The 13,331-nt window shown below is 40.1% G+C and carries 9 protein-coding genes and 2 tRNA genes; all 11 read right to left on the bottom strand.

The annotated features are described in order from the left end of the window. Positions 1–136: 136 nt before the first annotated feature. Positions 137–4,414: a DNA-directed RNA polymerase subunit beta' gene (gene rpoC / locus JKG61_RS04220; protein WP_202101737.1), complete on the bottom strand. Its 4,278-nt coding sequence runs from the start codon at positions 4,412–4,414 to the stop codon at positions 137–139. A 72-nt stretch (positions 4,415–4,486) separates the two neighbouring features. After that, positions 4,487–8,296 (bottom strand): DNA-directed RNA polymerase subunit beta, encoded by a 3,810-nt coding sequence (gene rpoB / locus JKG61_RS04215; RefSeq protein WP_202101736.1) that lies wholly within the window; start codon positions 8,294–8,296, stop codon positions 4,487–4,489. 164 nt (positions 8,297–8,460) lie between these two features. Further along, positions 8,461–8,838 (bottom strand): 50S ribosomal protein L7/L12, encoded by a 378-nt coding sequence (gene rplL / locus JKG61_RS04210; RefSeq protein WP_093365835.1) that lies wholly within the window; start codon positions 8,836–8,838, stop codon positions 8,461–8,463. A 75-nt stretch (positions 8,839–8,913) separates the two neighbouring features. Continuing rightward, positions 8,914–9,432 carry a 50S ribosomal protein L10 gene (rplJ, locus tag JKG61_RS04205; protein ID WP_202101735.1) on the bottom strand — a complete coding sequence of 173 codons (519 nt, stop codon included), beginning with the start codon at positions 9,430–9,432 and terminating at the stop codon, positions 8,914–8,916. A gap of 2 nt (positions 9,433–9,434) precedes the next feature. Next, entirely contained in the window at positions 9,435–10,133 is a 699-nt protein-coding gene (gene rplA / locus JKG61_RS04200; RefSeq protein ID WP_133585305.1) for a 50S ribosomal protein L1, read from the bottom strand. Between the two features lie 22 nt (positions 10,134–10,155). Then, a complete protein-coding gene (gene rplK / locus JKG61_RS04195) occupies positions 10,156–10,599 on the bottom strand; it encodes a 50S ribosomal protein L11 (RefSeq protein WP_133585306.1) in 444 nt (147 codons plus the stop codon). 224 nt (positions 10,600–10,823) lie between these two features. Beyond that, positions 10,824–11,369: a transcription termination/antitermination protein NusG gene (gene nusG / locus JKG61_RS04190; RefSeq protein ID WP_202101734.1), complete on the bottom strand. Its 546-nt coding sequence runs from the start codon at positions 11,367–11,369 to the stop codon at positions 10,824–10,826. A gap of 14 nt (positions 11,370–11,383) precedes the next feature. Further along, positions 11,384–11,575, bottom strand: a complete 192-nt coding sequence (gene secE, locus JKG61_RS04185) for a preprotein translocase subunit SecE (protein ID WP_202101733.1) — start codon at positions 11,573–11,575, stop codon at positions 11,384–11,386. A 27-nt stretch (positions 11,576–11,602) separates the two neighbouring features. Beyond that, positions 11,603–11,673, bottom strand: a tRNA-Trp gene (locus JKG61_RS04180). A 251-nt stretch (positions 11,674–11,924) separates the two neighbouring features. After that, positions 11,925–13,109, bottom strand: a complete 1,185-nt coding sequence (gene tuf / locus JKG61_RS04175) for an elongation factor Tu (protein WP_202101732.1) — start codon at positions 13,107–13,109, stop codon at positions 11,925–11,927. A gap of 74 nt (positions 13,110–13,183) precedes the next feature. Then, a tRNA-Thr gene (locus JKG61_RS04170) sits at positions 13,184–13,255 on the bottom strand. Positions 13,256–13,331: the final 76 nt, after the last annotated feature.

Genomic DNA, 13,331 nt, shown 5'->3' with positions numbered 1-13,331 from the left:
ATAATAGCCAAGTTTATTAAGAAAAAAGTGTATTAATGGACACATATATACGAAATCGTTTTCGGAGCACAACCTTAGAATAAAAAAGGGCTTGTCCGTCTGGACAAACCCTTTTTACAATTCTTCCAAGAAAGGATTAATCCTCTTCTTTAGAAGCTAATAACTGATCGTATTCTTCACGCGATCCAACGATGATATTACCATATTGACGAAGACCCGTACCTGAAGGAATTAAGTGTCCTACAATTACGTTCTCTTTCAAGCCTAATAGATGATCACGTTTTCCAGCGATCGCTGCTTCATTCAAAACTTTCGTAGTCTCCTGGAAGGAAGCTGCTGAAATAAATGATTTAGTACCTAACGAAGCTCTAGTAATACCTTGAAGTAATGGGCTAGATGTCGCTGGGATAGCATCACGAACTTCTACGAGCTTCATATCTTGACGCTTCAAGAGTGAATTCTCTTCACGCAATCTACGTAGGGTAACAATCTGTCCAGGGCGCAATTCGTTAGAATCCCCCGATTCAACAATTACCTTCTTATCATACAATGAATCATTCTCCTCCATGAAGTCCCATTTATTTACAGCTTCTTTTTCTAAGAAACGTGTATCTCCTGGATCTTCAATATTGACCTTTTGCATCATTTGGTGTACAATCGTCTCAAAATGCTTATCGTTAATCTTCACACCTTGTAGACGGTACACCTCTTGAATACCATTTACGATATACTCTTGTACAGCCGCAGGGCCTTTGATTGACAAAATATCACCTGGAGAAATCTGTCCATCAGACAATGGCATACCTGCTTTGATAAAGTCATTATCCTGAACCAAGATATGTTTGGAAAGAGGTACCAAGTACTTCTTCACTTGACCATCACGTGATTCAATAGATACCTCGCGATTACCACGCTTAACACCACCTAATGAAACAACACCATCGATTTCAGTTACAACAGCTGGATTCGAAGGGTTACGAGCCTCAAAGAGCTCTGTAACACGGGGTAGACCACCTGTAATATCTCGAGTTTTACCTGTCGAACGAGGAATCTTAACCAATACTGCACCTTCTTTAACTTTTTGTCCGTCAGAAACCGAAACGTGCGCCCCTACCGGAATATTGTAGGAACGGATAATTTCCCCTTTGTTATCAAGAACCTTGATCGTTGGGTTTTTAGTCTTATCACGTGTCTCAATGATTACCTTCTCTTTGTGACCAGTTTGCTCATCAGATTCTTCACGGAAAGTTACTCCTTCAATAATTGCATCGAATTCAACTTTACCCGCGAATTCCGAAATAATCACCGCATTATATGGATCCCAATCAACAAGTTTAGTACCTTTTTCAACCTTATCGCCTTCTTTTACATAAAGATTAGAACCATAAGGGATAATCTGTTGATACATAACTTTACGATCTGCATTCACCAATTTGATTTCCCCCGAACGACCAAGTACCACTTGGTAAGATCCTTCCTCACCTTCTTTCTCAACGGTACGAACGTTCTCAAACTCTACAGTACCTTCATACTTCGCGATAATAGTAGACTCATTGGCAATATTCGATGCAGTACCACCCACGTGGAAGGTACGAAGTGTCAACTGTGTACCTGGCTCACCAATAGACTGCGCTGCGATTACACCGACAGCTTCTCCCATTTGAACACGTTTACCTGACGCTAAGTTACGTCCGTAACAACAAGCACACACACCGCGTTTAGCCTCACAAGTCAATACCGAGCGAATTTCTAAACCTTCGATACCTGCTTCGTCAATTGCAGCAGCAACTTCTTCTGTGATATCATCATTAGCAGCGACGATAAGCTCATCGGTTTCAGGATGGTAAACATCATGAAGCGGTGTACGTCCCAAAATACGGTCATACAATGGTTCGATAATATCATCATTATCTTTCAATGCTGTTGTATAAAGACCACGTAATCCACCACAATCGAAATCAACAACAATCATATCCTGTGCAACGTCATGTAGACGACGAGTCAAGTAACCCGCATCGGCTGTTTTAAGGGCCGTATCCGCAAGACCTTTACGCGCACCGTGAGTGGAGATAAAGTACTCCAATACGGACAAACCTTCTTTAAAGTTTGACAAAATTGGGTTTTCGATAATCTCACCACCTGAATTACCTGATTTCTGAGGCTTAGCCATCAAACCACGCATACCACATAGCTGACGAATCTGCTCTTTCGAACCACGGGCTCCAGAATCCAACATCATGTATACAGAGTTGAATCCTTGGTTGTCATTAGACAAGATATCCATTACGTGCGCAGTCAACCTGTTGTTGATACGCGTCCAAATATCGATAATCTGGTTGTAACGCTCGTTGTTTGTAATGAAACCCATGTTATAGTTATTCATCACCTCATCTACCTCATTGGTAGCTTGCGTAATCAATTCCGCTTTAGCAGCAGGAATATTTAAATCTTGCAAGTTGAAAGATAAACCACCTTTAAATGCCGTTGCAAAACCTAGTTCCTTCATATCATCCAAGAACTTAGCAGCACGTGCCATACCGGTAGACTTAACAATCTCACCGATAACGTTACGTAAAGATTTTTTAGTTAAAATCTCATTGATATATCCAACTTCCTCAGGAACAATTTGGTTAAAGATTACACGCCCTACTGTAGTTTCAATAATCTGCTGCTCCATCTGCCCAGACTTCGTAAGAACCTCGGTTCTCACTTTGATCCATGCGTGAAGATCCACCTGATCCTCGTTCAAAGCTATGATTACCTCTTCCGGAGAATAGAAAATACTACCTTCACCTCTCATCTTACGAGAATCATCGGATTTACGGCCTTTAGTAATGTAATAAAGACCCAATACCATATCTTGAGATGGTACAGTAACCGGTGAGCCATTGGCAGGGTTCAAGATGTTATGAGCTGCCAACATTAGGATTTGGGCTTCCAAAATTGCAGCATTACCTAGTGGTAAGTGTACTGCCATCTGGTCACCATCAAAATCCGCGTTAAATGCTGTACACACTAATGGGTGTAATTGGATAGCTTTACCCTCTACCAAAGTAGGTTGGAAAGCCTGAATACCCAAACGGTGAAGCGTTGGAGCACGGTTTAATAATACAGGGTGTCCTTTCAAAACATTTTCAAGGATATCCCATACTACCGGATCTTTGCGATCCACAATTTTCTTAGCTGATTTTACCGTCTTTACAATACCTCTTTCGATCATCTTACGAATGATGAATGGTTTGTAAAGCTCAGCAGCCATATCTTTAGGAATACCACATTCGTGTAATTTCAAATGAGGTCCTACAACAATTACTGAACGAGCAGAATAATCGACACGCTTACCCAATAAGTTCTGACGGAAACGACCTTGTTTACCTTTCAAAATATCAGATAATGATTTCAACGCACGGTTACCTTCAGTTTTCACTGCATTTACCTTACGTGAGTTGTCAAACAACGAGTCGACAGCCTCTTGAAGCATACGTTTTTCGTTACGTAAGATTACTTCAGGAGCTTTAATTTCGATCAAGCGCTTAAGACGGTTGTTACGGATAATAACACGACGGTATAAGTCGTTTAGATCCGAAGTCGCAAAACGACCACCATCTAGAGGTACTAAAGGACGTAGCTCAGGTGGGATGATAGGAACGATCTTAACGATCATCCACTCTGGTCTATTCTCGATACGTGTATTAGCACCACGGAAAGCTTCTACAACATGAAGACGCTTTAACGCCTCGTTTTTACGTTGTTGTGAAGTTTCATTAGCTGCTTGGTGACGTAAGTCGTACGACAATTGATCCAGGTCAAGACGCTTTAATAATTCTTCCAAAGCATCTGCCCCCATCTTAGCGATGAATTTCTGAGGATCATTGTCATCCAAATATTGGTTTTCTTTTGGAAGGGTATCCAAAATATCCAAATATTCTTCTTCTGTTAGGAAATCCATGTACGAGATACCATCATCCTCCTTGATACCTGGTTGGATAACGGCATAACGCTCGTAGTAAATGATCATATCCAACTTCTTCGTTGGAAGACCTAATAAATAACCTATTTTGTTCGGAAGTGAACGGAAGTACCAGATGTGTGCTACAGGAACCACCAAGTTGATGTGTCCCATACGCTCACGACGTACTTTTTTCTCGGTAACTTCAACACCACAACGGTCACATACGATACCTTTATAACGAATACGTTTATATTTACCACAGTGACATTCGTAGTCCTTTACAGGACCGAAAATACGTTCACAGAATAAACCATCACGCTCTGGTTTGTAAGTACGGTAGTTGATCGTTTCGGGCTTAGTAACCTCTCCACTTGAACGCTCTAGGATAGTTTCCGGAGAAGCCAAACTAATGGTAATGGAGGTAAAGTTACTTTTAATTTTATTATCTTTTTTGTAAGACATACGTTGTATAACTTAAAGATGTATGTAAAAGCTTAAGAGGCTTACGCCTCCTAAGCTCATTTCTTTGCTTGATTAATCTAATGTGATATCTAGACCTAAACCGCGAAGCTCATGTACCAATACATTGAACGATTCAGGAACAGATGGAGTAGGTAAGTTATTACCTTTAACAATGGCTTCGTATGTCTTAGCACGACCTACAACGTCATCCGATTTCACAGTCAAGATCTCTTGTAAGATATTAGATGCACCGAATGCCTCTAATGCCCAAACCTCCATCTCACCAAAACGCTGACCACCGAACTGTGCTTTACCACCTAATGGCTGTTGTGTAATCAACGAGTATGGTCCGATCGAACGTGCGTGCATCTTATCATCTACCATGTGTCCTAATTTCAACATATAGATAACCCCAACAGTAGTCGGTTGATCAAAACGATCACCTGTAAGACCGTTGTACAAGTACGTACGACCTGATCTTGGTAAACCTGCCTTATCTACCCATTCTTCTACCTGATCCATTTCTGCACCATCGAAGATTGGAGTAGCAAACTTAACGCCTAATTTTTGACCGGCCCATCCTAAGACTGTTTCATAAATCTGACCTAAGTTCATCCGTGAAGGTACACCCAGCGGGTTCAACACGATATCTACTGGCGTTCCATCTTCTAAGAAAGGCATATCCTCGTCACGTACAATACGTGCTACGATACCTTTGTTACCGTGACGACCAGCCATCTTATCACCCACTTTCAACTTACGTTTCTTAGCGACATAAACTTTAGCCATCTGAACGATACCAGAAGGAAGCTCATCCCCTACAGAAACTGCAAATTTATCACGTTTGAAAGCACCTAGCTCCTCATTTAGTTTGATGTTGTAGTTATGAAGTGACATTTTAATCATCTCATTTTTGTCTTCGTCTGTAGTCCATCCAAACGGGTTAACGTTTGCATAGTCTAAGTCCATTAAGATCTTCTGAGTGAATTTAGCACCTTTAGCTAACAACAGCTCTTTATACACATTATAGATACCTTGGCTGGTTTTGCCGTTTACAATCGTAAATAACTTATCGACCAAACGATCTTTTAATACTCTTAAGTTCTTCTCGTGCGTAACTTCCAATTTCTCCAAAGCCTTTTTCTCGACTTCTTTTGACATTTTCTTAGCACGGGAGAATAATTTTGTATCGATCACGACCCCTTTTATCGAAGGAGGAGTTTTCAAAGAAGCATCTTTTACGTCACCAGCTTTGTCACCAAAAATAGCACGCAATAACTTCTCTTCTGGTGAAGGATCAGATTCTCCTTTAGGTGTAATCTTACCGATCAAGATATCGCCTTCTCCTACCTCAGCTCCTACGCGGATAATACCGTTTTCATCCAAGTCCTTAGTAGCCTCTTCAGAAACGTTTGGAATATCAGCAGTTAACTCCTCTTCACCACGTTTGGTATCACGAACCTCTAATTCAAACTCTTCGATATGAAGGGAAGTAAAGATATCTTGAGACACTACACGCTCCGAGATCACGATCGCATCCTCAAAGTTGTATCCTTGCCAAGGCATGAATGCGACTTTCAAGTTACGGCCCAATGCCAATTCACCATCTTCTGTTGCATAACCTTCACACAATACCTGTCCTTTAACGACTTTTTGACCTCTCTTAACGATAGGCTTCAAGTTGATACACGTATTCTGGTTGGTTTTCTTGAATTTAATCAAGCGATATGTTTTCACATCATCATCAAACGATACCAAACGGTCATCATCTGTACGATCATAGCGAATCTTAATCTCTTCTGCATCGACATACTCCACCACACCTGTGCCTTCAGCATTGATCAATGTACGAGAATCGGATGCTACACGTCCCTCAAGACCAGTACCTACGATAGGTGCTTGCGGACGCAACAACGGAACAGCTTGACGCTGCATGTTTGATCCCATCAATGCACGGTTGGCATCATCATGCTCCAAGAATGGAATAAGAGAAGCCGCAATAGAAGTAATCTGGTTTGGCGCAACGTCCATCAAATCCAATTTCTCAGGCTCGATAACCGGGAAGTCACCCTCGTATCTAGCTTTTACTTTTGGATCTTCGAAATTACCTTTATCGTCATATATCGCATTCGCTTGCGCGATTGTTTTTTCATCCTCGTCCTCAGCAGATAAATAGATAACAGGTTCTTCTACTACTACACGACCATCCTTCACCTTACGATATGGTGTCTCGATAAAACCAAGGTTATTGATTTTCGCGTGAACCGCCAAAGAAGAAATCAAACCAATGTTTGGTCCCTCTGGAGTTTCGATAGTACAAAGACGACCATAGTGTGTGTAGTGAACGTCACGAACCTCGAATCCGGCACGCTCACGAGAAAGACCACCGGGACCTAACGCTGACAGACGACGTTTGTGCGTAATCTCTGCCAATGGATTCGTTTGATCCATAAATTGAGACAATTGATTCGTTCCGAAAAACGAATTGATAACCGATGACAATGTACGTGCGTTGATCAAGTCCGTAGGTGTGAACACCTCGTTATCACGAATATTCATACGCTCCCGAATAGTACGAGCCATACGAGCTAGACCGACTCCGAATTGAGCATACAATTGCTCACCTACAGTACGTACACGACGGTTTGACAAGTGGTCGATATCATCCACTTCCGCTTTAGAATTGATCAAGTTGATCAAGTACTTAACGATAGCGATAATATCTTCACGTGTCAATACTTTCGTATCGGCATCCTTACCTAATTGCAACTTACGATTGATACGGTAACGACCTACATCTCCTAAATCGTAACGCTTGTCTGAGAAAAATAGACGATCGATGATACCACGAGCAGTTTCCTCATCAGGTGGTTCAGCGTTACGCAATTGACGATAGATATGCTCAACCGCTTCTTTCTCGGAGTTAGACGTATCTTTCTGTAAGGTATTATATATAATAGAATAGTCCGCATTATTAGCTTCATCTTCCTTCGCCAATATAATGGATTTTACACCAGCGTCGATGATCAAGTCAATGTGATCTTCTTCCAAAACAGTTTCACGTTCAAGAATAATCTCGTTACGATCGATAGATACCACTTCACCAGTATCCTCGTCTACGAAATCTTCTGTCCATTTGTTCAATACCCTTGCCGCCAAACGACGACCAACGTATTTCTTCAATCCCGATTTACTAACTTTTACTTCATCTGCTAGGTCGAATAATTCTAAGATATCCTTATCTGAATCATAACCGATAGCACGTAACAAGGTAGTAACTGGGAACTTTTTCTTACGATCAATATAGGCGTACATGACGTTATTAACGTCTGTCGCAAATTCAATCCAAGATCCTTTAAAAGGAATTACCCTTGCAGAATAAAGTTTAGTACCATTTGTATGTCTACTCTGACCAAAAAATACACCAGGAGAACGGTGTAACTGAGATACGATAACGCGCTCCGCACCATTGATAACGAAAGTACCCTTTGGTGTCATGTACGGTATTGTACCTAAGTATACGTCTTGTACGATCGTTTCGAAATCTTCATGCTCTTCGTCATTACAAGATAACTTTAACTTTGCTTTTAAAGGCACGCTATAAGTTAGGCCACGCTCGATACATTCTTGAATATCGTAACGAGGGGGATCGATAAAATAATCCAAAAACTCTAGCACGAAAATGTTTCTTGAATCAGAAATAGGGAAGTTTTCCGCGAAAACCTTGTACAACCCTTCCTGATGGCGATTATCAGAAGTAGTTTCCAATTGAAAAAACTCCCTGAAAGACTCCAATTGCACGTCCAAGAAATCCGGATAATCAATTACCTTCTTACTTGTAGCAAAGTTGACTCTTTCCTTTTGAATATTATTGTTTGCCAAGGGAATAAGATTTTAGTTTAAAAAAACTGAGCTTAATTGTACTGTAAATTGTCACTCTAAAAATCATGCGCCAGTACACGTATGATCCTCTTCAATACATTAAAACAGGAATAGACTCTGATAGAAACTATCAGAGTCTAATCTCTTTTGGGCTCTATGCGAAATTATTTAATCTCAACAACAGCACCAGCTTCTTCTAATTGTTTTTTCAATGCTTCTGCTTCGTCTTTAGAAACACCAGCTTTCAATTCTTTAGGAGCACCGTCAACTAAATCTTTAGCTTCTTTCAAGCCTAAGCCAGCTAAATCTTTAACTAATTTAACTACTGCTAATTTCTGACCACCAGCTTCTTTCAAGATAACGTCAAATGATGTTTTCTCTTCAGCAGCACCAGCGCCACCTTCAGCAGGAGCAGCAGCAACTGCAACAGCAGCAGCAGCAGGCTCGATACCGTACTCATCTTTTAAGATATCAGCTAATTCTTTAACTTCTTTTACCGTTAAGTTAACTAACTGTTCAGCAAGTTGTTTTAAATCTGCCATTTTATTTTGATTTTTAAAATTTTCTTAGATAATTATTTTTTAATAGTTTACGAACTTTTATTTGAGAGACGTTCGTTAGCCTCTATCTCCTAAAGCTTTCAACAAACCTGAAACTGTATTTCCTCCCGATTGAAGAGCAGAAATAACATTCTTCGCAGGTGATTGTAATGCCGCAATAATATCCGCAACCAATTCTTCCTTAGATTTAAGGTTAACTAGTGCATTCAATTGATCATCGCCTACGAAAGCTGTTTCTTGGATATAAGCAGCTTTTAACACTGGCTTATCGCCCTCTTTGCGTAATTGCTTGATCAATTTTGCCGGCGCATTACTTGTCTCAGAGAATAACAAAGTGGACGCACCCTTTAGCACGCTCTTTAATTCCTCAGAGTCAATTCCTGCTTCGACCAAAGCCTTCTCGATCAAGCTGTTCTTAGCAACTTGAATGATAATATCTTGTTCGAAACATTTGCGACGAATTCCATTGATTTTTTCAACAGATAAATCAGCAGTGTCAGTAATATAGAAATTACCGTAAGATTTAATCTGTTCGGCTAAAGCTTGAACAATTTCTTGTTTTTCTTCTTTTCTCATGATTAAATTCCTGCTACTGATTTAGTTTCAACATGAATACCAGGACTCATCGTAGATGAGATATGGATACTCTTGAAGTATGTTCCCTTAGCCGCAGAAGGTTTCAATTTAGAGATAACTTGCAATACTTCTAATGCGTTCTCATAAATTTTTTCCGCAGGGAAGGACACCTTTCCAACTGAAGTGTGAATAATTCCTGTCTTGTCAACCTTGAAATCAATTTTACCACCTTTCACATCTGTTACAGCTTTACCTACTTCTGTAGTTACTGTACCAGTCTTAGGGTTAGGCATTAAGTTTCTTGGTCCTAATATACGTCCCAATTTACCTACTTTAGCCATAACCGAAGGCATAGTAATAATGATGTCAACGTCAGTCCAACCACCTTCAATCTTACTGATATAGTCGTCAAGGCCTACGTAATCTGCACCTGCCGCCTTAGCTTCTTCCTCCTTATCCGGAGTACACAATACTAAAACGCGCACAGTTTTTCCAGTTCCGTGAGGCAATGTTGCAATACCACGAACCATTTGATTCGCTTTACGTGGATCTACGCCCAAACGCACGTCGATATCCACAGAAGCATCAAATTTAGTCATAGTAATCTCTTTAACCAATGCCGTAGCATCTGCTAAAGTGTACGCTTTACCAGCTTCAATTTTGGATAGTGCCGCTTTTTGATTTTTTGTTAATCTAGCCACTTTCTTAAACTGATTTCGTTAATTAATTTTTCCAAGGAGCGTCACCTGAAACAGTGATACCCATACTACGTGCCGTACCAGCGACCATTTTCATTGCCGCGTCTACTGTAAATGCATTCAAATCCGGCATTTTATCTTTAGCGATCGTTTCCACCTGCTCCCAAGTAATAGAAGCAACTTTCTTACGGTTAGGCTCGCCAGATCCACTTTTCAACTTAGCAGCGTCTTTCAACTGAACTGCCACTGGTGGAGTCTTAATGATAAAATCAAAGGATTTATCAGCATAAACTGTAATTACAACGGGCAATACTTGTCCTGGTTTGTCTTGCGTACGAGCATTGAACTGCTTACAGAAATCCATTATATTCACACCCTTAGCACCTAAAGCAGGTCCTACTGGAGGTGATGGATTTGCTGCACCGCCCTTTACTTGTAATTTTACTAACGCACTGACTTCTTTTGCCATTTTGTTTGTTATTTAATTTGTTAAATGTTTGTTAGTAAGTTGGAAGCAATACTGTAACATTTACTTCGAAAAGCTGTGAAACAGAAGTTTACACAACCAAACGAGGTGCAAAGATAACAAGAAATTTCTAAATACAAAATCTTATTATCAAATTTTTATACAAATAAAAATCCTGCTCCGAAAAGAACAGGATTATAATATTTTAAGATGAGCTTCAATTTTTTTTACTCTTTTTCTACCTGCATATAATTAAGCTCTAATGGCGTCTTACGACCAAAAACCTTAACCATTACCGTAAGCTTCTTCTTATCCTCATGCACTTCTTCTACTTCACCCGTAAAACCATTGAACGGACCATCCACAACTTTCACCGACTCTCCGACAAAGTAAGCCATATTAATAGACTCACCTTGCTCCGCCATTTCATCGACCTTACCTAGGATACGATTTATCTCGGCTTGACGCAAAGGAATCGCTACCCCAGCCTTGTCACCCAAGAAACCAATAACACTATTCAAGTTTTTGATGACGTGCTCGATTTCACCATCTAAAGCAGCTTCGATCAATACATATCCAGGATAATAGTTACGCTCCTTAGCAACTTTCTTGCCATCACGCATCTGATAGTATTTCTCCATCGGTATCAATACCTGAGGGATTAGATGCTGTATGCCTAAACGATTTACTTCAGCCTCTATATATTGCTTTACTTTCTTCTCTTTTCCACTCACAGCACGCACCACGTACCATTTCAACGTTTGATCTGCCATATACAAATAAATGATTACTTAGTACCGTACAACAACTCTAAAATATTGCTTGAAGCCTTATCCATTGCCAACACCACTAAAGCGATTATTAAGGAAGCTATAAGTACAACCACCGCATGATTCTGCAACTGTGACCAAGTTGGCCAAGTTACTTTTTGTGTGATCTCTTCGTATGACTCTTTAAAAAAACCAAGTACGTTAGCCATATTTTTTTGATTATTTAAGTTATTATGCACGGGCACCAGGACTCGAACCCAGACCAAAGGTTTTGGAGACCTTCGTTCTACCTTTAAACTATGCCCGTGTATTTCTTATTTCGTGATGCAAATATAGTATTTTAAACCATTTGCAGCAAATATTTTTAATCTTTTATTTAAGTAATAAGTCTCTTTTCTGAAATAAAACAATGCTAATACCTTTGGATCACCAACAGGCATGAAAGTTATTGATAGCCTGAGATATAATATCCAATCAATAAAACAGACACTTTCAGAAAAAAATAAGCTAACCAGCATCAGCCGATTAGCTTATTTCTATTTTAATAATCTATAAAGATTAAATGATTTCAGTTACCTGACCAGCACCTACTGTACGACCACCCTCACGGATAGCAAAACGTAGACCTTTTTCCATCGCGATAGGGTTAATCAACTTAACAGTGATTGTAACGTTATCACCTGGCATAACCATCTCAGTACCTTCTGGTAATGCGATTTCTCCTGTTACGTCTGTTGTACGGAAATAGAATTGAGGACGGTATTTGTTAAAGAATGGAGTGTGACGTCCACCTTCCGCTTTTGATAAAACGTAAACCTCAGCTTTGAAGTAATCGTGAGGAGTTACTGAACCTGGTTTACAGATAACCATACCACGTTTGATATCAGTTTTCTCAATACCACGCAACAATAAACCTACGTTATCACCAGCTTCACCGTAATCTAAGATTTTACGGAACATCTCAACGCCTGTTACTGTAGATTTTAAATCTTCAGCACCCATACCTAAGATTTCAACTGGATCACCAGAGTTGATCACACCTCTTTCAATACGACCTGTAGCAACAGTACCACGACCTGTGATCGAGAATACGTCCTCTACCGGCATCAAGAAAGGAAGCTCAGTCAAACGTGGAGGAATTGGAATGTAATTATCTACAGCGTCCATCAACTCCATGATTTTATCAACCCACTCAGGCTCACCATTCAATGCACCTAAAGCAGATCCTTTTACTACTGGAATATCATCACCTGGGAATTCGTAGAAAGACAACAACTCACGAACTTCCATTTCAACCAACTCTAACAACTCAGGGTCATCAACTAGGTCAGTTTTGTTCATGAAAACTACTAACGCAGGAACACCAACCTGACGAGCCAATAGGATGTGCTCACGAGTTTGAGGCATAGGACCATCTGTAGCAGCAACTACGATGATAGCACCGTCCATCTGAGCAGCACCAGTTACCATGTTTTTAACGTAATCGGCGTGACCAGGACAGTCAACGTGCGCATAGTGACGGTTAGCTGTTTGGTATTCTACGTGAGACGTGTTGATTGTGATACCACGCTCTTTTTCTTCAGGAGCAGAGTCAATTGAATCAAATGAACGAGCTTCTGAAAAACCTTTATCAGCCAATACTTTTGAAATAGCAGCTGTAGTGGTTGTTTTACCGTGGTCAACGTGACCGATCGTACCAATGTTTAAGTGTGGTTTACTACGGTCAAATTTCTCTTTTGCCATGTTTATGCGAATTAGTAATTATTAAATATTCTTTATTAAATTTTATACAAAAAAATAATAAACTTAAGTTATCGAGCCAAAGATGGGATTTGAACCCACGACCTCTTCCTTACCAAGGAAGTGCTCTACCCCTGAGCTACTTCGGCTTTATAAAAGCTTATTTACAGATTTATGCCCCCACCTAACATCATAAATTTACGAAAAGATAGAGACTGAAAACCT

The sequence above is a fragment of the Sphingobacterium faecale genome (assembly GCF_016746095.1).
Lineage (GTDB): Bacteria > Bacteroidota > Bacteroidia > Sphingobacteriales > Sphingobacteriaceae > Sphingobacterium > Sphingobacterium faecale.
Note: the sequence above shows the minus strand (reverse complement) of the source record. Positions and strands in the feature narration are given on the sequence as shown.